General features: G+C 65.5%; 20 protein-coding genes. 6 read left to right on the top strand and 14 right to left on the bottom strand.

Going from position 1 to position 17,609, the window contains the following annotated elements; translation table 11 throughout:
- Nucleotides 1–88: 88 nt before the first annotated feature.
- The 4 genes from ACZ50J_RS22715 (at nucleotide 89) to ACZ50J_RS22700 (ending at nucleotide 4,735) form a co-directional block, all read left to right on the top strand.
- On the top strand, nucleotides 89–2,641 hold the full coding sequence (locus ACZ50J_RS22715) for a hypothetical protein (RefSeq protein ID WP_464301625.1): 2,553 nt from the start codon (nucleotides 89–91) through the stop codon (nucleotides 2,639–2,641).
- A 94-nt stretch (nucleotides 2,642–2,735) separates the two neighbouring features.
- A complete protein-coding gene (locus tag ACZ50J_RS22710) occupies nucleotides 2,736–3,119 on the top strand; it encodes a hypothetical protein (protein WP_464301624.1) in 384 nt (127 codons plus the stop codon).
- Nucleotides 3,120–3,135: 16 nt separating this feature from the next.
- Nucleotides 3,136–3,702, top strand: coding sequence for a hypothetical protein (locus tag ACZ50J_RS22705; RefSeq protein ID WP_464301623.1), 567 nt, complete (start codon nucleotides 3,136–3,138; stop codon nucleotides 3,700–3,702).
- A 166-nt stretch (nucleotides 3,703–3,868) separates the two neighbouring features.
- Nucleotides 3,869–4,735 (top strand): M48 family metalloprotease, encoded by an 867-nt coding sequence (locus ACZ50J_RS22700; RefSeq protein WP_464301622.1) that lies wholly within the window; start codon nucleotides 3,869–3,871, stop codon nucleotides 4,733–4,735.
- A 26-nt stretch (nucleotides 4,736–4,761) separates the two neighbouring features.
- Here the strand turns inward: ACZ50J_RS22700 and ACZ50J_RS22695 are convergent, their stop codons facing one another.
- The 7 genes from ACZ50J_RS22695 to ACZ50J_RS22665 all read right to left on the bottom strand — a co-directional run bounded on the left by ACZ50J_RS22695 (nucleotide 4,762) and on the right by ACZ50J_RS22665 (nucleotide 11,065).
- Nucleotides 4,762–6,105 carry an ATP-binding protein gene (locus ACZ50J_RS22695; protein ID WP_464301621.1) on the bottom strand — a complete coding sequence of 448 codons (1,344 nt, stop codon included), beginning with the start codon at nucleotides 6,103–6,105 and terminating at the stop codon, nucleotides 4,762–4,764.
- 63 nt (nucleotides 6,106–6,168) lie between these two features.
- Complete coding sequence (locus ACZ50J_RS22690) at nucleotides 6,169–7,587, bottom strand: hypothetical protein (RefSeq protein WP_464301620.1); 1,419 nt, start codon at nucleotides 7,585–7,587, stop codon at nucleotides 6,169–6,171.
- A gap of 32 nt (nucleotides 7,588–7,619) precedes the next feature.
- Nucleotides 7,620–7,937 (bottom strand): hypothetical protein, encoded by a 318-nt coding sequence (locus ACZ50J_RS22685; protein ID WP_464301619.1) that lies wholly within the window; start codon nucleotides 7,935–7,937, stop codon nucleotides 7,620–7,622.
- A 92-nt stretch (nucleotides 7,938–8,029) separates the two neighbouring features.
- A complete protein-coding gene (locus ACZ50J_RS22680; protein WP_464301618.1) occupies nucleotides 8,030–8,809 on the bottom strand; it encodes a hypothetical protein in 780 nt (259 codons plus the stop codon).
- A 206-nt stretch (nucleotides 8,810–9,015) separates the two neighbouring features.
- Nucleotides 9,016–9,552, bottom strand: a complete 537-nt coding sequence (locus tag ACZ50J_RS22675) for a M48 family metalloprotease (protein ID WP_464301617.1) — start codon at nucleotides 9,550–9,552, stop codon at nucleotides 9,016–9,018.
- Between the two features lie 20 nt (nucleotides 9,553–9,572).
- Nucleotides 9,573–10,181 carry a hypothetical protein gene (locus tag ACZ50J_RS22670; protein ID WP_464301616.1) on the bottom strand — a complete coding sequence of 203 codons (609 nt, stop codon included), beginning with the start codon at nucleotides 10,179–10,181 and terminating at the stop codon, nucleotides 9,573–9,575.
- On the bottom strand, nucleotides 10,175–11,065 hold the full coding sequence (locus ACZ50J_RS22665) for a helix-turn-helix domain-containing protein (protein ID WP_464301615.1): 891 nt from the start codon (nucleotides 11,063–11,065) through the stop codon (nucleotides 10,175–10,177). The genes ACZ50J_RS22670 and ACZ50J_RS22665 overlap by 7 nt, the downstream gene beginning before the upstream one ends.
- Nucleotides 11,066–11,289: 224 nt before the next feature.
- Here ACZ50J_RS22665 and ACZ50J_RS22660 point away from each other — a divergent pair, with 224 nt between their 5' ends.
- Nucleotides 11,290–11,853 (top strand): hypothetical protein, encoded by a 564-nt coding sequence (locus ACZ50J_RS22660; RefSeq protein WP_464301614.1) that lies wholly within the window; start codon nucleotides 11,290–11,292, stop codon nucleotides 11,851–11,853.
- A gap of 128 nt (nucleotides 11,854–11,981) precedes the next feature.
- Here ACZ50J_RS22660 and ACZ50J_RS22655 read toward each other — a convergent pair whose 3' ends face one another.
- The gene (locus ACZ50J_RS22655) at nucleotides 11,982–12,401 is read right to left on the bottom strand and encodes a hypothetical protein (RefSeq protein ID WP_464301613.1); all 420 of its coding nucleotides are present in this window, start codon (nucleotides 12,399–12,401) and stop codon (nucleotides 11,982–11,984) included.
- Nucleotides 12,402–12,447: 46 nt separating this feature from the next.
- Between ACZ50J_RS22655 and ACZ50J_RS22650 the strand changes: the two genes are divergently transcribed.
- Nucleotides 12,448–12,753, top strand: coding sequence for a hypothetical protein (locus tag ACZ50J_RS22650; protein WP_464301612.1), 306 nt, complete (start codon nucleotides 12,448–12,450; stop codon nucleotides 12,751–12,753).
- Nucleotides 12,754–12,762: 9 nt separating this feature from the next.
- Here the strand turns inward: ACZ50J_RS22650 and ACZ50J_RS22645 are convergent, their stop codons facing one another.
- The 6 genes from ACZ50J_RS22645 to ACZ50J_RS22620 all read right to left on the bottom strand — a co-directional run bounded on the left by ACZ50J_RS22645 (nucleotide 12,763) and on the right by ACZ50J_RS22620 (nucleotide 17,586).
- On the bottom strand, nucleotides 12,763–13,113 hold the full coding sequence (locus tag ACZ50J_RS22645; protein ID WP_464301611.1) for a hypothetical protein: 351 nt from the start codon (nucleotides 13,111–13,113) through the stop codon (nucleotides 12,763–12,765).
- A 51-nt stretch (nucleotides 13,114–13,164) separates the two neighbouring features.
- Nucleotides 13,165–14,376: a hypothetical protein gene (locus tag ACZ50J_RS22640; protein WP_464301610.1), complete on the bottom strand. Its 1,212-nt coding sequence runs from the start codon at nucleotides 14,374–14,376 to the stop codon at nucleotides 13,165–13,167.
- Nucleotides 14,348–14,821 carry a thermonuclease family protein gene (locus tag ACZ50J_RS22635; protein WP_464301609.1) on the bottom strand — a complete coding sequence of 158 codons (474 nt, stop codon included), beginning with the start codon at nucleotides 14,819–14,821 and terminating at the stop codon, nucleotides 14,348–14,350. The genes ACZ50J_RS22640 and ACZ50J_RS22635 overlap by 29 nt, the downstream gene beginning before the upstream one ends.
- Nucleotides 14,822–15,118: 297 nt before the next feature.
- Complete coding sequence (locus tag ACZ50J_RS22630) at nucleotides 15,119–15,721, bottom strand: hypothetical protein (protein ID WP_464301608.1); 603 nt, start codon at nucleotides 15,719–15,721, stop codon at nucleotides 15,119–15,121.
- Nucleotides 15,721–16,500 (bottom strand): ParA family protein, encoded by a 780-nt coding sequence (locus ACZ50J_RS22625; RefSeq protein WP_464301607.1) that lies wholly within the window; start codon nucleotides 16,498–16,500, stop codon nucleotides 15,721–15,723. Before ACZ50J_RS22625 ends, ACZ50J_RS22630 begins: the two co-directional genes overlap by 1 nt.
- A 576-nt stretch (nucleotides 16,501–17,076) precedes the next feature.
- A complete protein-coding gene (locus ACZ50J_RS22620) occupies nucleotides 17,077–17,586 on the bottom strand; it encodes an LPD29 domain-containing protein (protein ID WP_464301606.1) in 510 nt (169 codons plus the stop codon).
- Between the last annotated feature and the right edge of the window lie 23 nt (nucleotides 17,587–17,609).

The following is a 17,609-nucleotide window of genomic DNA, read 5'->3' as shown; positions in this document are numbered from 1 at the left end:
GAGGTCTTCGCAGGAGTCACACTCTCGTGGTTCACTAGTTGCGGGAATGAGAGCACCACGAAACCTCTGAGGAGGGGTGTGGTGCACGATGCGACTGGAAACGTACGAAGACCTGCGGGCACTGAGTCCGGCAGACGCGTTGACGCTGGGATACATCGGAGACAGTGCCGGCGTCCGCAAGGAACGTGCCGATACCGCGCGATCGATGGTCGACAAGCTCGGCCCGCTGGCTGATCCCGACGCAAACGAACTGACACCATTGGCGATCGCGCGCGCTACCGCCAACGCACAGGGGAGCACGGTTGGGGCGTTGCACCAGCTCGAGCGCGCCGCACGCGAATATGAAGCGCTGCCGGCGTCCGCTCAGGCGACGCGGCTTCCACCGGTGTTGGCCAGCGATCAGGTCCGCCAGCTGCGCGAGCAGGTGATACCGCGACCGGCACCCATGTCTGGTGACGCACTGTCGCTCATGGAGGACGAGATCGGCGATGTCGAACGTCAAGAACGGATCGGCCGCGAGACCGATGATTGGGAAGCGATCACACGAGCCTCGCGGCGAGCACACGCGTTCGCAGAACGGCACCACCTGCCGGTCGCGGCCGGCACCCACGCGGTAGAGGCCGAACCGTTCCTCAACCCTGACCGTATGAACATCGCGACACCTGCGGAGGTCGGGCGGGCATGGCAGCATGCGCACGCCGCGGTCGAGGCATCACATGATCACTTGGTGCGCCTGGCCGAACGGCACGGACCATCAGCCCAAGTCGACTACGAACTCGCCGAGCAGGCGCACACGCGCCTGGCCCAGACCGAAGACGTCCTGAACGCTGACATCTACCAGCGGTGGGGAGTTGACGGGCAGACTCTGCACGAACAGACAGCGGCACCGGACGAAGGCGCAGCCCGGATGGCCTTTCACCACAAGGCGATCGAGCGCACGGCGGAGCATGAGGTCGGCGTATACCCGCCGGTGTGGAGTGCGGATCCGGACCAGTCCGAAGTGGTGTTGGTGCCACGGTCCTCCATCGCCAGGGTCCAATCAGACACCGAGAACGTCAGCGTGCGCGTCGCACGGGACGGAGAAGTACACGTCGGCCTGAGCACATTGGCCGACGAATACATCACAGACCCTGACCTGGCGTCGGTGGCGGAGGCGCTGCGCGTGGACGAGGGGAAGGCTCACGCGACCGTGCTCGAGGCAGCACACCAGCTGCAGCGAGGTCAGGTCGCGTTGAGCACTGGCGAACCGATGGTGGACCCGGCCGAGACCACAGTCACACCGCGTTGGGAACCATCAACGAGGACAGGACAGGAACAACTCATGCGGTCAGAGCTCGACGGCGAACTTGAGGCGAATCGGTATCTCAGAGGGCTGATAGACCCCGATGGCGCTCCACCGTCGTTAGCGCGCGAAGCAAGCGACCGGCACGACATCGCGGCATCGACGTTCAACGACGAAAAGATCGACGCGGTCGCTGACGCTCGGATCGGCGCAACATCTCTGCAGTTCGGAGAATTGATCGACGACGCATCGGTGGAACTGGCGAACTTCACGCACGGATGGGACCGAGTCCAAGTGCACGTCGACGCAGACAACCGGGTGCGAGCAGGCGTCATCGGCCCCAACAGCAGCACGGACGGTGACCTGCCGGCGGTGGCCGCCGCATTGGGCATCAGCGAGGCCGACGCAAACCAAGCGGTGATGGAAGCTGCGCACCAGCTGCAGCGCGGCCAGGTCGCCTATGGCGCTGACAGTGACATCGACGCCGACCAGCGGGTCGAGGCGTTCGACCGCGACCAGGGCCAGGCCGCGCGGGAATCGCTCACGTGGACGCCGGGGAAGGCAGGAGACGAAGCCGACCAACCAGGCCAGCAGCAAGAGGAGCAGACGATGACACACCCTGAGCAGGAACAGAACTTGCCGGCCTACCGGGATCTAGCGCGGCGTGAAATGCCGTTGGCAGAAGCGATGCGGTTCGGGGTCGCCGGCGACGGACCCGAGGACAACGCCCAGCGTGTGGCCAACGCGAAGGACGTGGTCGAGCAGTGGGACGCAGCCGACACCCGCGCCTACGAGGCGGCAGTTGGTAGTCACTCCCAGGTCGACCCTGGACTGGATCGGCCGAAGGCTGCAGACCTCGTGATCGAGCACGGCGGTGACCTGGCGGCGGCAACGGCCTCGCCCGCGTTTAAGGACGTGGTCGCTGACCACGAGGGCATTGCCGGCGGGTTGGAGCTGGTGGACGACGAAGACGGACTCCGGGAGGTGTACGTCGAACCCGATCGGGAGTATGCCGCGGAACTGGCCGAGCAACACCGGGGAGCAATCCTCGAAGGTGCACCCGTGCAGGACGGTCGCGACGCAACCCGGGCAGCGTGGGCTGCATACCGGGCGGGATCCGGCGGGCAGGGCCAGGAGGACGAGCCGGACCCTGACGAGGTGGTGAACCTGGGCATGGTCGACGACCGTTCCGTAGCCCGACAGGGGCAAGACCGCGCCGACCCGGGCCGGCAGCCGGTCGATATGCAGCAGGTACAGGAACAGATCGCGTCTCTGGATGCGGTCGGCGCCGGCCACCACGACCGGTACGCGTTCGAGAACACCCAACCCACCCAGGACGACCCCACGATGCGGATGTGATGTCCCCGGCCCCTGGTGTGCTCGCTGCAACGATCACACGGCGGGCCGGACACCGTGACTTCTCAGTTCCGAATAATGAAAGGTGCGAACAACGATGGCAACCAAGAACACCGGTCCGGTCAGTGCACGGCAGCGGGCCCGGGCCGCGAAGGCGAAGCTCGACGCGGACCGTAAGGCTCGTGACAAGCGTGTCGAGGAACAGGCGACCGAGTGGTACCAACTGGAGGACACCATCGCCCAAGCGCAAGCGGCGGTCGAGGAAGCTCGCGCGCAGCAGGCCAGCGTGGTGGTCGCACTCGGCGAAGAAAACGTGAGCGTCGACGACGCGGCAGAGCTGCTGGGGATCGAGCCTGGTGAGGTCCGCGCGCTGCGCAAGCAGCACCGCAACGCCACGTCCGGACAGGCGCCGGCGACTCTGCCCGCAGGCGGAAACGTCCCGGCCGACGAGGCGGAACCGGCCGAGCAGGTCGCCTCGTAAGGAGGAGGACATCACGATGCGTGAGGCCGTCCTGCCGATGTCCCCGGTGCCGGAATCAGTTCCGGTGCCGGGGGAGTCGCAGTTGGCCCGGCTCGCTCTGATCAGGGCGAAACTGGACGATCCTCGCGCACGAGAACGGTTCGAGGCCAAAGTCGGTCGACGTTCCCGATCGCGATGCTGGCACTGGCTCGGTGCCATCCACCCGCACGGCCACGGACGCTTCTGGGTCGGATCACTCCCAGCAGCGGGCGGCGGCCAGCGTGACGTCGTTGTGATCGCGCACCGGTTCGCGTGGGCGCTCGAGCACGGTCTGGGCGCCCTGCTTGAGGTGCCAGTGCTCGCGCACGAGTGCGATGAGGCCGGCTGTCAGAACCCAGCCCATCTGGCGCCGGCGACGATGGAGTCCAACCGAGATGACTGGTTACGCCGCCGTTGGCACCCTCGATCGCCGCTGCGTGACGTCCGTGGCGCCGCGGGCCGGGCGCGCGCGATCCGCCACGCGATTCTGAACGGCGAGGACCTCGACGCTGTTCTTGCGTTAGGTGTCAGCCCGTTGGACGAGCAACAACTGTTGCTGTGGTGAGCCCATCAGTCGATGCGATCGCGCATGCTGGCTTGTGGGTAGGAGCGGAAGACAGGGGATTTGGAAGATGGCTAATACGTCAGGGGAACCGCCGCGGCGGCCGCGTGCAGCAGCTACGGCTTTGCTGTTCGTCACGAACCTTCCACACATCGTTGTCGGAGTGTTCGTGTCCGGATTCGTGGGAATGCTCGCGGCGGGTGCTGTCGCGTCCTGGACGGGCGCGGCGGCGGCGCCCTATCCGTGGTGGTGGTTTACCGCTGGCGTGATCGTGTGGGTGCTCTGCGGGTTCTTGATGCTGCGGCCATCTGGTGAACGGTGGCTGGTGCGACGGATGCTGCGGTGGGAGCCGGTCGAACTTGAGGAACAGCTGAGCAGCCGTGTAGCGGCCGAGGTCGCATACGCAACTGGCATGGATCTGCGACAGTTCGACTTCTACCGCACCAATGATCCGGAGGAGTTCAACGCGCTGGCGATTGGCGGCCGGACGGTTGCGGTGACATCGCTCTTCCTGGACATGTGGAGGAACGATGAAGTGATCCCAGAATGGGCCGAGGCATTCATCGCGCACGAGTTGGGCCACCACGCCGGCCAGCGTGTCCGCGCCGGAGTCATGCTGCTCTGGTTACGCGCACCGGCAGGATGGTTCGGCGCGATGTGGCGCAATGCCAGCGCTGATGTATCGGGTGTCCTGATCAAGTGTGGACTGGCCTTCATCGGTTTGATGGTGCTGCTGGGATTGGCGGTGAGCCGGCCGCTGATCCTCTTGGCGCTGGTCGCGGTAGTAGTCGTGTTCGTGTTGTTGCGCTACCTCAGCGCTCGAAGCAGCCAGGCCGAGGAGTTCCGGGCCGATGAGTTCGCGGCCGCGTGCGGCTATGCGCAGCCACTTGCAGCGTTCCTGAATGCTGTGCTGGGCGAGTTGGACGAGCCAGAGGATCGGACCTGGCAGGAGGACCTCTTCGGCACTCACCCGTCGATGGCATCCAGGATCGAGCATCTCCGTCCACTGATCGAGAGCGATGCTGAAACGGGCTGAGGTTCGAGCAGGTCGGTGACCATCCTCTATTGGTGAGGGCCGCGGGGGTAAGACGGTGATGGGGGATCGTCGTTGCGGCGCGACCCTTGCTCGTCGCCAGCGTTGAGTAGCCCGGCGACCTGTTCCTGTACCGCGTGCATATCGACCCGTGGCCGAGCGGTGCGGTTAACGCGCTCGAGGTCTGGGCCGTGGTGGTCTCGCACGTATTGAGCGAACCCGGGCATGGTGAATCCGACGCGGCCTCGCGCGGGTGCTTCGACGAGTCCCTTGTCGATCAGCTGGTCCCGTACCCGGCTCCATGCTCGAGGATCGTTGGCGCCGAGCTGGTCCGTGACGTCACTGGTGGCGGCAACACCGTCCGGGCCGGCCGCCGCCGCGATCGCGGTCATGACGGTCTTCTCGGCGTCGGTCGCTTTTCCCCACCGGCCGCGGAACATTCCGGTCGACAGGTTGGTGTTGGCGTCCTGGATGGCTGCTTCGGCCTCGGCGCCGGTCAGTGTTGCACCCCGTTCGGGTGCTGCGCGCTGCCACAGCTCATCGCCATACAGCTGCACCAAGAACGGTGAGCCACCCGCAGCCCGCAGGACCTTGTCGGCCGCGTCGGGGTCGAACCGGACACCGAGCTCGGCGGCCGGCTGCAGCAGCGCGATCTCCGCTTCGTCAGGGGCAAGCATCGGCAGCTGGTTGAAGTCGAACCGTTCGGCGAAGCTGGCCGCAGCCATCACCCGGTCCGGGGTGTCCGGCAGGCCGGCGGTCATGAACGCGATTGGCGCATCGCGCCGCAGCGAGTCCTGAACGGCGTTCGCGATCACGACCAGGTCGCTGCGTTCGGGGTCGGGGTAGCCGGCTTCCTGCAGCTCGTCGACGAACACAGCCAGACCGGCGCGGTTGCTTTCCCGGGCCAGGACCGCGGTCTCGACCAGCAGATTCGTCAGGCTGTCTCGCTGACCGGGATCTTCGCCGACCTCCGGTAGTCGGCCGGTGACTTTCACGATTCCGGCGGACACCTCGACCGACATCTGCGCCAGACGTTGTCGCCACCTGTCCCAGCGGGAGGACTGGTCCAACCCGGCCGCTTGCGCCCCTTCGGCGATACCGGCGGCGAGGCGTTGCGGGCTGGAGGAGGTCTTGTCGAACCGGGTCACTTCGCTGGTCACGAATCCCAGCTCGCGGGCCCGGTCGCGCACCAGGTCCAAGGTGACAGTTTTGCCGGTCCCTCGGGATCCGGTGAAACACACCGCGGACGCGGCCGGTCGTCCCGTCGCTGCGGTGCGGGCTAGGACCGCGCCGGCGCGGTCGAGTTGTCGGGTGCGGCCGACCACCACGGAGGGTCGAGCGCCTGGGCCGGGTTCGTACGGGCTATCCAACATGCTCACAGCACACCGTAGACAACCGTAGAAAACAAGGCCATTTCTACGGTTGTCTACGGTTTCTCAGTGTCGAGGTTCCTGCGACCGGCTGCGGCTGTGTGTGGGGGAGCCGGTCTGTTGGGTCCGGTCGGCGGCGGTGTCTCCAGCGCTGAGGGCTGCGATTTGATCCTGGACTGCTTGCATGTTCACGCGCGATTTCTTGACGCTGCCTGGCTGGCGATCCCGGCGGGCTTGCGCGATTTCCTCGCGTGAGAGCTGGGGGAGCGGTTCTTCGGGCCGTGCGAGCGTGCGTGATGCCGCGATTGTGGTCTTCTGCAGGTCCTGGGCCTGGGCCGAATTGGGCGGCAGCGGGATCCATTTACCGGCGCGGGCGGCATTGGCAAGACGTGGGGGCGTAGGACCGGGTGTGGCACGGGCGAGGGCGCGTGCGGCGATGATCGGCCGCATGGACTGCACCAGCTGCACGGTGCGGTCTCGATAGCCGGCCTCGATCGCGGGGGCCTGGTGCTCCAGGAAGAAGGCGAGGGCGTGACGGTCCTGGCCGGCTGTCGGGGGGACGTTTCCGGACTGGTGCTGGTGGACGAGTCCGTCCAGTGCCGAGCGCAGGTTGCGGGTGTGCGTTCGCAGCTCGAGGTGGTCGGGTCCAGGTAGGCGGATCGCGCCGCCCTGCCATGCGTTCGCTGCAGCTCCCCAGGAGTCAGCAAATGCTTGGTGCGGGCCATCGTTGATGCCAAGGGCCGCGGCGGCCGAGTGGGTTGTTGCCAAGGTGGCAGCGATCAGCGGCAGCCGGGCGGTCGGTGAATCGGTCGGCTGCAGTGCGTCATTGGCTGCACCGCGCCACCGGTCGAGAGCAGCTACCAGGCTGGAGTCATCGGAGGAAATGATCGGGGTCGAGCCGGTGCTGGACGATCGGGCGGTGGGGTCCGGGCTGGCAGCGGCAGCTTGAGCGTGCCCGCTGATCCACAACCATCGGCGCGCATCGACATGGCTGTATTTGATTCCAGCCGTGGAGGTTTCGGCGTATACCGCTGTCAGACGGGCCGCGTGGTCGAGGGTGGCTAGTGCACGGTCAATGGTGCCGAACGCCGGCCCGGCGCCGGGTTGGGTACCGCGCACGACAGCAAGGGCGTCGCCGGCTGCTGTGGTGAGTTCGGCCACCCGCATCAGGTGCTGCTCGGGTTCGGCGTCGCCGACGCCCTCGATATCGCCTGCCGCGATGTTCTGCAGGTGCCGGCGCAACACATCTAGGTGGTTGGGCTTATTGGACTGCGTGGACGCGGAGACGCTTTCGTGGCCAGGGGACAGTTCGGGTCGCAGGACGTGCAGGTATGCCTGGGCGAGTGTCGGCCAGGCCGCGGTGTAGGCGTGCAAGGCCTGCGTGGCGGCCGCGCCGCGGCCGTACCAATGGGTCGGCAGCTCTTGGGTGGCGACATACAACTCTCGCTGCGCCTGCTGCAGCAGGTCGTCCGCACTAGTAGCCACCGAACGTCAATCCCCTTCTTATTGGCGTCTTTTCAGTTAGACGCAGAGCTGTCGTTGATCGCTAGGGCCAGTCCCGCCAGTTCGGCCCGCGCCACCCCTAGTTTGTCGGGGCGTTCGTCGGCCGGGATGTCGTCGAGGATCTGGGCGACGGCGTCGACGGTCGCGCCGGCGGTGCTGTGCTGGTGTGGCTCTTGGGCGCCCTGGGCACCACACTCCTCGAGGAGAGCGATCACCTCATGGCACCGCAGGACCGCGGAGGTGGAGGCGTAGTCACCTTGCGCGGTCAGCTGCTGGGATACGCCGGCCAGCAGGGAGCAGGCCCGGTCCAAGGGGTGCTCGATGGTCGCCATACCGGCCAGCCTATGACAGGCAGATGGTGCGTTGTTCCGCGTTCGCCGGCAGCCGGCGACGCTCGGATCGGGGGAGAGCATGGTGGTGCTTCCTAGCTGTCGGCTCGTTCGGCGTGCAGCAGCGTGTAGTCGACGCGGCCGGATCGTCGCAGGTAGGTCTCGCTGTCGCGGCCGGTGCGGGTGTGCCCGGTGATGGGGCGCCGGTCGAGGTTCGCGTGCCGGTCCGGCCAAGGCGGGATCTCGCGCGAGTCAGGCTCAACGGTCTCGTCGCCGAGGATCTGTTCCTGGCTTCGGATCAGCGCGGTGATGCGCGTGAGGTGCTCGCGCCAGGCGGCCAGCTCGGCGCGGGCCAGGTTCAAGTCGCCGGACAGTCGGCTGATCCGGTCCGGGGCTCGGGCTGCCTCGACCCGTCGAACGCGGTCGGCGTAGTCGTCGCGGGAGGCGAAGTCGCGGACCGCGTGCGCGGCGAGGGAGACCACGCAGCGTGCGGTGGCATCCGGTGCCCTGCCGGTCATGTTGTCGGTGCTGCGCCGCACGTTGTGACTCCACGCGCTGATGTACGCACCATCGGTGATCTGGGCGGCGTCGTCGGTGTCCATCGGTGCGATATTGCCGATCGGCACACCGTTAACCACGAAGCCGTCGATCACGGCCACCCGGTTTCCCCAATCCGCCTTCTCGGCGGGCAGACCAGGCAGCACCACCACTCGTCGCCCGGTGCGTTCCGTGGGCCATCCATAGGCGTCTGGAGACAGGGTCAGCCAGCCGGTCACGCGGCGGCAGCCGAGCCGGTAGGACAGTCCGCCGGCGACGAGGTCACAGTCGCGCGTTTCGAGGATCTCGCCCGTCGGGGTCGGTGTCGTCGTAACCATGAGTTCTTGCGCCTTCCGTCGGAATGGTGTTGGAGTTCAACAGCATTCGGCGCGACCGGCTGGCACGGCCACGAAACGTGGCGTCCTTGTGGACGATTCGAAACTGCCGGGAGGTGTATGGAAAAGGTGCTACCGATGATCCTCTTGACCGCAGCTGCCGGGCCCGCGATTCGGGGGGATCGTCGTGCATCGCGCCCCGGTAGGGGTCATCCCTTCTCGCGTGCCGCTCGTTGCTGCCGGCGCGGCCACGATGGGTGAGTGGGAAAGATTTCGTGCCACCAATGCCACGGCTCGGGTTCTGGCACACGCACGATCGAGTATCCGTGCACCGCGGCGAAGTCGTCAGCGGCGTATTCCGCCGGCCGGATCCGCAACCGCAGAAAGACGTGCAGCATCACTAGCTCAGTTAGCGCAACTGTCGGGAGGGTCCACGCGGCAAATGGGGTCGTCACGAGCACGAGGCCGACGGCGACCGCCATGACGACCAGGAGGCCGGTGACGTTCAACGCTCGTCGGGCGAAGGTGCCGTGTCCCAGGGTGATGTGGCCGGCTTCGTGCGCCGCGAAGAAGAGCGCTTGCCGGCGGTCGTCGAGAAGGTGTTCGCCGATAGTGATCACTTGACGTCCAGACCTGGTGATGATGGCCGACGAGACGACACTGTCCGGATCCCACTGCACGGCCGCGGCAGGGGCCAGGTCGGCAACCAATGCCGTCACGCTGTCTTTGGAGACCGGGTCCGTCACTGTTCGCCGCCCCTTTGGTGTCAGAGCGTCAGGTCAGTGTGTTCGGTCGACCACGTTGCGGTGTATTTCGCCTGCACCTGCAGCTCGCGCATGGCATCCTCCTGCTGTGCTGCCAGGAGTCGACGGACACGCCCGACTGCGGCATCGATCGCCGCGGTGGCCAGTTCCGTGGCGGCGGGCTCAACACCGGCGCTCGATCGTGACCGCTCCAGCGCCGCATAGGTATCGATGACAGCGCGTGCGGCCGTCCGTGCCTGCTGATCAGCTTCCGGTGGGAGTTCGGCGGTCCCGGCGCGCACTATGCATTCGGCGTCGCGATCGCGACTTCCGGCGCGCAGCAGCGCCGCTGCCGCCTCGAAGACTTCAGCGGATAGGTCGAGCGGCGGGGCATACGCCAACACCGCGGACCTCTCCGTCGGGTGTTTGAGGGATTGCCATTTTTCGAGCACCTCGGCCGCGGTCCAGGGGCGGTCACGTAGCAACCAGCGCAACTGCTGGATCTCCCTGGCACGGGCAACGTGAGCATGGGTTATGCCATGCGGGCCACCGATCTGATTCCACAGATTGACCGATCCCAACAGTGCCTTGTCGAAGGCCTCGGGCGATCCGATCCGGCGCTCGTTCAACATGGTTCGTCAGATCGGTCGTTCCGTACTGCAACGGGTTCTGCCTTGTGCTCCCACAACTCCTCGCTGAAGAGGTCGGGCCTGGCCACCGCGTCGGTGAAGTGAAGAACGTCTCCCGGGTCGGCCTCTTCGATGCGGCGACCGAGCTGCACCGTCTGCGTTTGGTCCGACACGTTCTTGTAGAAGTGGTGTTCTAGGGTCACGTCATAGATCAGAAAATCGAGCTGACTGCGCAGCTGGTGCTGTTTACGCGGCTCATCTTCGGCGTCGAGGTCATCGAGGTCTCGCACTCGGACGAAACAGACTCGCTCATCGATTGGCTGCAACTCGACGACGACGGACGGCCGTTCGAGGTCACCGTCGTCAGGGATTGAGAAGACAACACCGGGTTGAATTTCTCGCATGTGTGCTTTCCGCGGGCTGGGCAGAACTCTGTCGTTCATCAGTTGACCTTCCGGTGTGTGTCGACGTAGTGGGCGATCGCCCGGCTGGTTGCTCCGCGCTAGGTATGCGCCGCGCTCACGTGCGGAACGCAGGTGCGCCTGGCGCTTGGGGTCGATGGGCATCAGGTCGTGGCCAGCGAGGATGTATGCGGCATCAGGATTGCGCACAACCTCCAACGCCGGCTCAGCCGAAGGCGCCACCGTCCACGCCTCGTCGTGTTCAAGGTCAGATCGGATGAGCAGATCCCCGGGTGTGACTTCAAGGACTTCGCACAGGCCGGCCAATGTGCGCAACGTCAGGCGATCCGGTGTCCGGGACGTCAGGCGGCGTACTTGCTCGACCGATGGCGCCTCGTCGCCCATCACGTCGACCAGTCGGCGGCGCAGCTCGCTCGCGCTGCGAATGCCGCGCATGGCCATCACCACCGACAACGTCCACGTCACCGGCCGCAGCTCGGCCGAGTTCTCCTGTTTCGTCACGCTGCCAGCGTGACAGGAGCGTTGCCAGTCGTCAAGAGACTGTAACAGTAATGAAATGACCGATAACTTAGATTATGACAAGTTGAACTTGTCGCGCGATATTGCAATGTCAGGGTAAGCATGCCACCGTGGGCCATGATGCACCTCCCTCCCTTCATCTGCAAAGCACTGACGCATGGAGGCACCTGATGGGCTGGATAGACGAAAGCGCCTGGCATGAGGGCTACGTTGCGCCGGTGTTCGGCGACGGTGCGACGGGCAATGGGCGGTCGACGGCTACCGGGTACGGAGTCGGCACTGGCGATGAGATCCGGCCGGCGGCCGCGGTGATCGGCTGGCGCGTCACCTGCGCCCACGCGCGCACCACTGACCGCGAAGACATCGTTGGGACCTGGAGCCTCTTCAAGGACGACCAACGGTGGTTCTCACCGACGTTGTGGCGACGGGTCTACTCCCCCGACGCCGAGGACCTGGACCAGCACCTGGTCTACGTGCCGCTGGACTCGCAGGATGTCGACCTCGACGATCGACAGGACCTCGAAGAGATCCTGATCGACGAATGGCGTGCCCACATTGCACCCGAAGACCATGCCCGGTCGATCCGGGCCGCACTCGACGGTGTCGCGTCCGCCAAGCAAACCCTCGACCTCGAGGTGGCCGCTGGACGTACAGCCGGACTGTCGTGGGCCGAGATCGGCCGAGTCGCCGGCATCACCCGTCAAGCAGCCCGCGACCGTTGGGGGTCGCCGTGAGCGGTAGGCACTCACAGTGAAGAGCGCTTCGTTCTCGCAGGCCACGATCGACGAATTAGATGTGCAACTTCGAGCCCGGCTCGTCGACATGTCACCTCATATGTGACGCGTCCTACGACGAGGAGGAGCTATCCCCGGACGTCGTACTCACGGGGCGCTGCTGACGCGACAGAGAACGCGCCCACGGGCGTCTCTGCGACGATTCGACCGATGGGACGGCCGGTGCCGTGGTTGCCGCCGGCGCAGGAACATTCGCACAGCATGGCGGTTTCGGGGCGGGCGTCCCAGCAGGCCGCCACACAGCGATCCAAGCCGCCGTACTGAACCACGTGCACGCGTCCGAAATGATGCGCGAGAAACTCGATCAGCGGGCTGGTGTGATCCCTGGCAACACGAAACGCTCCCCCGGAATACTTGATCTGGCCTCTTCGGGTCGCGTCGATCGCGTCTTCGAGGAGCTCGTAATTGCTCCCTCGATCGTCCTTGTTGAACGGCATACCCCGCACCTCGGTGCGGGCGCCCGGTCGGATCTTGACGGTGACTGTCATTGACCTCGTCCTCCCCACGTGAGCAGGTCCAGAGCAGAATATGCCCGTGACTGCTGCCATCGCCTTGACGTACCGCTCCCCCGCTGACGACGCCGGCACGCCGGAGATCAGTTCGGAGGACCTGGCCCGTCTCGTCGAGGTCGCGTCCACGGTCCGCACGATGGCCGGCGATCAGGGGCTGTATGCGGATGTGCGCATGATCGACGGGACGATCAGATTCGTCGTTGAGCTCGACCCGTTGCCCACCTATGGCGCCTCGAGCGTCGCGCGCGGCCTGGTCACACGTGCCATCTCAGAGGCCGGCACTCCTACCCAGCTCGAGGAGATCTCCTGCGAGAACGTCGCAGTCTGACGGCCCTACTCAGGCCAACCGGGGCGGCAGCTGATCCGGTAGCGGACACTCGCCGCGAGGACCTTGCAGCACTCGGTAGCGTCGCGTCACTCGCAGCAAGTCCGGTGCCCACCGTTCCCGCAACTGTCCGCTCTCGGCGCGAGCTGAATACTCGGCACGAGTGACGTACCTGGCTCGGTCGCTAGACCACGTGACCAGCTCCTCGAGCTCCCGGTCGTCGACGACCTCGATTCGCAGATCCTCGACCCAGGCGGCAAACCCCATCGTCCGGTCCATCCACTCGCGCATCCATTCGCGGTGTTCTGTACCGGCGCCCAAGGCGCACGTGTTCGAGTAGTCGACCAACTCACCAACGCGCATCACGAGATTGTGCCCGGGCACTACGACATCCAATGTGTGCCCGCGGCGCTACTAGATGAAGGTGCGCAGCCAAGCGGGGTACGCCTGAACTATCCGTGGACCCGTCCGGATCCTGTTCCGTCGCATGATGCGTTGGAGTTCTGCAGTAGCAACCGGATCGAGTCCGAAGTAGCGCTCCACCGCGCGCGCGGTAAGTATCGCGCCCGTCATGCAAGCCTCGGTCGCTGTCATCACCTCGGCGCCAGCGAACTCTCGGGTGGTGGCAGAACGATGCAGTTCGCTGCCCGCCAGCCACAACGCCCCATGCGTTGCACCGGAGCACAGCGCCCAGAGCAAGCTGACCCGGCTGGACGGCGTTCCGTGTAGCACCGGTGTCGCCGCCTTTGCCAGTTCAGTAGTCCCGGGCTCAATGGGAGCGATGGTGTTTTCGACCATTACGCCGGCAGGTGCCGGTTTTCCGGCGAACTTCCTCTTCTTGGCGTCGTCCGCTCGAAATCCCGCATCGGTTGCGGTTTTGCGGGCAGCGGCGTACGCCTCTTCCACCTTCTCCGGTGTCATCGTCGCCTTCTCCCACGGACCATCTGGTTTCTCCGCACCCTCCGTGTCCCAGAGCACCAGAGAGGCTTTGTGTGATTGCTCGTACTCCCACAGATCCGCGGCCGCCGTACGTGCAAACCGCTCTCCCGGGACGCCGCCGCTGAGCGATTTATCGAGCAGCAGCCCAGTCTCGAGACTTGTCCGTGCGACCGAAATAGGCGCCGCGACGGAGAGCTTGTCTGCTTCGAAGAGATCAGTCAACGCCTGTGCCGTGTCCGCGACGATCTGTATCCGCTGATGCGTCCGGAACATCAACGACAGCAGGAGTTGTTTGCGTGCTTCCTCCAGCACCCGCGCCTTCTTACGTGCCGCTCCTGATCGGCCTAGGCGCACCCGCACAAACGACAGGTCCTCGAGGAATCGTGATCCGGCCAAAGGCCTCTCGAAGGGGAATCTCTGGGGGAGCGGGGCGACTACGCCGACGACTTCACAAAGTGCTTCCGAGCACATGTGGGCCACGTCCGCTGCGACACCATTTCGCAGCCCGAAGTCCAGCTCGCCTTCGGTCGCGATCACGTCCCTCACGCTCGCCAAGACTTCTTCTTGGCTGGCTCCGGGCTGATCCGCATTGCTCCGGTGACGAAAAAGATGCGGCGCCACATCAATCACCCCAATCGCGTCGAGCACCGTAGTGCGCTCATCGCTTCGTTTCTTGTGATCTGGCACAGACTGCCCATTGCCCGAGTTTCGCTTGTTCTGCGGTTCGCTGTGCCGCCGAGTAGACGTGCTCGCGCGACTCGGCCGAGACGGAGCGTGGGTGGTACTCCGAGGCTCTGCCCTTCTCGATCATGGCCAGCCCGACGTCGCGCCCGTCGAGGGAGACGTACCGCAGCAGGCGGCCATACTGATCTGCCCGGGCACTGCCCGGGCCGGTCGACAATGTGACGGTGTGGCGCCAGATCATTCGATCCAGGGCGGTCCGGGCAGCCTCTCCCCCACATTGCTCCGGATCCTCGCCGTGTCGGACTTCCGGTGCGTTGATCCCCAGGACTCGAACGCGTTGCGATCGGCCGTCGACGTCAGCTCGGAAGGTATCGCCGTCGACCGTGGCGGTCACCTTGGCCCGCACTCCCCCACTTGCAGAGGCCGTGGAAGACTTCGATCCGGGCATCAAGGGTTCAACTGTGTGGCCAGTCGGGCCCGTGCCGGACTGGCAGCCGGCCAACAACATCGCGGTCACCACAACTGCCCAAGAACCACCGGTCCTGCCTTGTCCGTCGTCGTTTGTAATCTCCTGCATGGGTCGAGCTCCTGTCTCGATTCCGGGGCCTGGCCGGTGCTCAAGACACCGGCCAGGCTGTTCCCATTCGTGGATGGAACGGCCGCGGCGGCTTGACGGCACGAGCTACGTCGGCAGACTGAATTAGCTGAGTTAGCGCGGTTGCTTTCTCGGCCTGACGGACGCCTACTACTTGGCGTTCACCGTCCGCTTGCGTGGCCCTCCCCCGCGCAGGGCTCCTTCGACCGGCTTCAGTCCTCCGGCCTTGTCGTTGACGTTGGCGACTGCGACGCGCAGTGCCTCGCGTACGAACCGGCTTGCTCCCGAGGTGATGCCCGCCTTGGCGTCGGCTTGCAGTGCGCGCTCGAGGGCGATTGCGGGAGCGTCGTCCAGGTGCAGAGAGCGGATGCTCTTCTTGCTGCGGGCCGGATCGTCCAGGTAGGGCTGCTCGAGGTCGTTGACGATCCGGCTGGCGCCAGCCGCGAGTTGTTCGCGTCGCTTGGGTTGTAGCTGGGCGTGCTTTTCGACCGCCATTCCTCTCCAGTCGCGAAACGAGGCATCAGCCATTGCGGGCTGGGTGCCTTTGTCGTACAGGTACGCCGCTCGCGTCAGCTGGTGTTCGATGGCGGAGGTTTCGTAGCTGGTTTGGGTGCGTTTCGCCGGCCCGGTCGATGGCACGCTTCCGTCCGAGCTGTTATCGGTGTCGGTGGCGAGTTCGGGTGGCAGCCCTAGGGCATCCGCGATGCCGTCGTACTTCATGTCGCCGTACTTGCGCGCTTGGCGGTCGCTCATCAGTTGCTCCTGGAGGTGCTGTGCTGGCGGATAATGGGCCCTAGGGCCTCGATGTAGTCCGTGCTGACGTCTGCGCCGGGTCGGTAGCGGCTGACGGGTTGGTGATGGCGATATGCCTCGCTGACGACGGTGGCGCGACGGATTGGCGTGGTGACGCTGCTCCCCCACTTGATCTGCAGGTCTTCCAACCCGCGCTTCGCCTCGCGCGTGTTGGTGTACATGGTCGGCACGATCCAGTTGATGACGGCTTCAGGGCGGATGCGGCGAGCGATCACCCCACTGATCATCTCGTTGAGCCGGTCCACCTGCTCAACCGAGGACTCTTCACAAGAACTGACACCGATCACCACATCGGCGGCCGCCAGGGCCGTCAGGGTGGTGCCCACAAGGCTTGGCGGACAGTCCAGGACGACGTCGTCCCAGGGCAGCGGGCTGGTGGTGCGGATCAGCGTCTGCAGACCGGTGACCATGTCGGGCACCTCTTGCGGGGTCACGGTGGCGATCTTGTGACTACCGACGACCAGGTGTGCGCCGGCGACCGCAGGTGCTTCGATCGCGGCCTCGGTCAGGCCTGCGTCGCCGCGGATGACGTCGGCTGCGTCGTAGAGGATGCCGCCGGTGGCCTCGTTAACTCCGAGCCGCTTGGTGAGGTTGCCCTGCTGGTCCAGGTCGACGCCGAGTGCGATGCGCCCAGCTCGCTGGAGCGCGGCCACGAGCTCGGCCGCGGTGACGGACTTGCCGACTCCGCCCTTGCCGTTCGCGATTGCGTAGATAGTCATGCCGCGGGATCTCCGTTCGGGTGGATGTGTGTTGGGGTGCCGCCGGCGCCTCGTGCTACTCCCCCAACCAAGAAGAGTCGCTCGAGGCGCCGGCTGTCGCGGCAGCTGCCTGCAGGACTCGATACCTGGGCTCGCACCCAGCCGTGCCTGCCAACTGCCGCGGCTTCAACCTGCGTTGTCAACACCAGGCGTCCGCCGGAAAGTCGATGTGCTGTCGTCGTGCAGGGCGCCGCCGACCCGGGCGACCGCAGCCGGGCCGCCGACCGTGAGGATCTGCATGTCATGGCTCCGCCGTTCTCGGTGGTTCATACCCTGCGTTGACAACCAAAAGATTAGCGCAGTTAGTCACATTAGCCTAGTTAGTCCGGTGAGTGAGATGTGCTCGTCGCACTAGCACGGTCGGGTAGGCTGGCCGTTCACTTTGGTGCCGGGTGGTTCCGGTTCCACTGTGTTGACACCGGGCCGGCGTCCCTCCTTGCGGAGAGGCGCCGGCCCATTTTCTTGGCATAGCCGTAGGCAGCGGCCTGGGCCTGGCCCAGCCAGCCCCCTGCCCCGTCTGCCCTGCAAGGCTCGACGTCAGGTCAGGCAGCCGACAATTTCGGCTGTGTTGACCATTCCCGTCAGCGCCGCGATCAGTGCCCTTGCAGTGGGGAGTCCGACGGTGAGCTCCTCCCCCTCGATGCGTACCACGACTTGTGCCGGTGAGGTGTCGTGGTCGACGGCGGCGGTGATCACGCTGCCATTCCCGTCGTGGAACATCACGGACTCGCTCAGCACGAGAATTCCGTCCTGGTGCGCAGTCACCTCGGCTGCGATTGGCTCGTCAGTGCGCACCAGGTCGATGCCCTTACAGGTGAATCGCCGATCGGCTCCGCCGGCGGGCTCCTGAACGTACGGGCGCAGCGTGTGCTCGACCTCCTCTCGCGAAGGCCCGCCCGTCCACTGCAAGCTCATGAAGCCGTAGTTCTTGCCCTGGCTGCACACCAGGTGGAAGTCGGTACCTCGATGGCGCGACCGCAGGGTCTGCCGAATGCACTGCGCGGTCTCGGAAGGCGTAAAAGTCGAGGTGACAGATGTCTTGAACATGAGAATTGCTCCTCTGGTCGATA

This window comes from Flexivirga sp. G2, assembly GCF_055397625.1.
Note: the sequence above shows the minus strand (reverse complement) of the source record. Positions and strands in the feature narration are given on the sequence as shown.

What these genes read in the sequence shown, in the direction of transcription:
- ACZ50J_RS22715 (WP_464301625.1), top strand. Translation starts at nt 89, where the DNA reads ATGCGACTGGAAACGTACGAAGACCTGCGGGCACTGAGTCCGGCAGAC.
- ACZ50J_RS22710 (WP_464301624.1), top strand. Translation starts at nt 2,736, where the DNA reads ATGGCAACCAAGAACACCGGTCCGGTCAGTGCACGGCAGCGGGCCCGG.
- ACZ50J_RS22705 (WP_464301623.1), top strand. Translation starts at nt 3,136, where the DNA reads ATGCGTGAGGCCGTCCTGCCGATGTCCCCGGTGCCGGAATCAGTTCCG.
- ACZ50J_RS22695 (WP_464301621.1), bottom strand. Translation starts at nt 6,105, where the DNA reads ATGTTGGATAGCCCGTACGAACCCGGCCCAGGCGCTCGACCCTCCGTG.
- ACZ50J_RS22685 (WP_464301619.1), bottom strand. Translation starts at nt 7,937, where the DNA reads ATGGCGACCATCGAGCACCCCTTGGACCGGGCCTGCTCCCTGCTGGCC.
- ACZ50J_RS22680 (WP_464301618.1), bottom strand. Translation starts at nt 8,809, where the DNA reads ATGGTTACGACGACACCGACCCCGACGGGCGAGATCCTCGAAACGCGC.
- ACZ50J_RS22670 (WP_464301616.1), bottom strand. Translation starts at nt 10,181, where the DNA reads ATGTTGAACGAGCGCCGGATCGGATCGCCCGAGGCCTTCGACAAGGCA.
- ACZ50J_RS22660 (WP_464301614.1), top strand. Translation starts at nt 11,290, where the DNA reads ATGGGCTGGATAGACGAAAGCGCCTGGCATGAGGGCTACGTTGCGCCG.
- ACZ50J_RS22655 (WP_464301613.1), bottom strand. Translation starts at nt 12,401, where the DNA reads ATGACAGTCACCGTCAAGATCCGACCGGGCGCCCGCACCGAGGTGCGG.
- ACZ50J_RS22645 (WP_464301611.1), bottom strand. Translation starts at nt 13,113, where the DNA reads ATGCGCGTTGGTGAGTTGGTCGACTACTCGAACACGTGCGCCTTGGGC.
- ACZ50J_RS22635 (WP_464301609.1), bottom strand. Translation starts at nt 14,821, where the DNA reads ATGCCCGGATCGAAGTCTTCCACGGCCTCTGCAAGTGGGGGAGTGCGG.
- ACZ50J_RS22630 (WP_464301608.1), bottom strand. Translation starts at nt 15,721, where the DNA reads ATGAGCGACCGCCAAGCGCGCAAGTACGGCGACATGAAGTACGACGGC.
- ACZ50J_RS22625 (WP_464301607.1), bottom strand. Translation starts at nt 16,500, where the DNA reads ATGACTATCTACGCAATCGCGAACGGCAAGGGCGGAGTCGGCAAGTCC.
- ACZ50J_RS22620 (WP_464301606.1), bottom strand. Translation starts at nt 17,586, where the DNA reads ATGTTCAAGACATCTGTCACCTCGACTTTTACGCCTTCCGAGACCGCG.